Annotated in this window: 2 protein-coding genes; both read left to right on the top strand. The window is 52.8% G+C overall.

The annotated features are described in order from the left end of the window. Positions 1-254 precede the first annotated feature (254 nt). Entirely contained in the window at positions 255-638 is a 384-nt protein-coding gene (locus tag JF616_20820; GenBank protein ID MBW8890204.1) for a transposase, read from the top strand. After that, positions 635-1,136, top strand: a 502-nt coding sequence (locus tag JF616_20825; protein MBW8890205.1) for an IS3 family transposase, incomplete at its 3' end; no start/stop codon positions are given. The genes JF616_20820 and JF616_20825, both read left to right, overlap by 4 nt.

The raw sequence follows: 1,136 nt of genomic DNA on the forward strand, positions 1-1,136 counted from the left end.
TTGGGGGGGGGGGGGGGGGAGTAGAAGGATTGGGAGGGAACTGGGGTGCAGTGGTTAATCTAAGATTTTCGCATTATGCACAATGTGCATGAACGTTTGCGCCAGTAGGAAGTGACTTGGAAAGGGATGGGCGATACGCGAGGATGCGGGCGGAGTGGGGTACTACCGCCCCCGGAGCCCGCACCCGCAGCGTGCAATTGATCTTATTTGACTGAATTTTCGGACCGGTTCTAAACCTAAAAAAGGAGAACCGGATGATTGAAGAGATCCTCGCACATTGCAGAAAAGGGCCTGGTGGACGCCGCCTTTTGACCGCTGAACAAAAACGACGTATCGTAGAAGGATGGCAGCAGAGCGGCCTTTCAGGCCCGGAGTTCTGCCGCCGACACGATATCTTGCTTGCCATGCTTTATAAGTGGCGAAAAGATTCCATCCGAGGAGCGAAAATGGGCATCCAGAACGACGGCGAACTCTTTTCCGATGCGGAAATGGACGCAATGCGCAGAGAGAATGACGAGCTGAAGAAGGCCTTGGGCGAAGCCCATCTGGACATCAAGATTTTAAAAAAAAAGTTAGAGATGGATGCCCTAAGACGAGCCGGGAAGAAACCCAAAATTACGCACGAGGATTTGAAGTGAGCCAGAACCGAATCCATCGGCTTTTCGGGGTTTCGAAAGGCACATCGTATTACAAGAAGAAAGGCTATCCAAAATCTCGCAAGCAGCCTCTTAGTAAGGATGCTGCGACTTTGACGGTCTTGAAAGAGATCAGCCGAAGTCGGCCCACCTATGGCTGCCCCAGGGTGCGGGCCATTGCCAAGCGCGATTTTGGCCTTTCCCTAACGAGTCATAAGGTGTATCGCCTGATGAAGGAGAATGGCCTGCTGCTTCGCAATAAGGGGACGCGAAATCCTCCCCGTGAGCATACCGGAAAGGTGAGTGTGAAAACCTCCAATACGAGATGGGCCAGTGATTTGACCCAGATACGTCTTTGGGATGGAACGCGCCTGCGCTTCACCTATATCCTGGACTGCTGCGACCGCAGCATCATCTCCTATCGAATCGGCCGGTATATGTGGGCTGTGGATGTGGAACAGATTCTTCAAGAAGCCTTGCTGAAACGGTTCGGGCAGGTGC

It is taken from the genome of Fibrobacterota bacterium, from assembly GCA_019509785.1.
Taxonomy (GTDB): domain Bacteria; phylum Fibrobacterota; class Fibrobacteria; order UBA11236; family UBA11236; genus Chersky-265.

Bases quoted from the DNA above. Each gene is read 5' to 3' on its own strand.
- JF616_20820 (MBW8890204.1), top strand. From the start codon at position 255: ATGATTGAAGAGATCCTCGCACATTGCAGAAAAGGGCCTGGTGGACGC.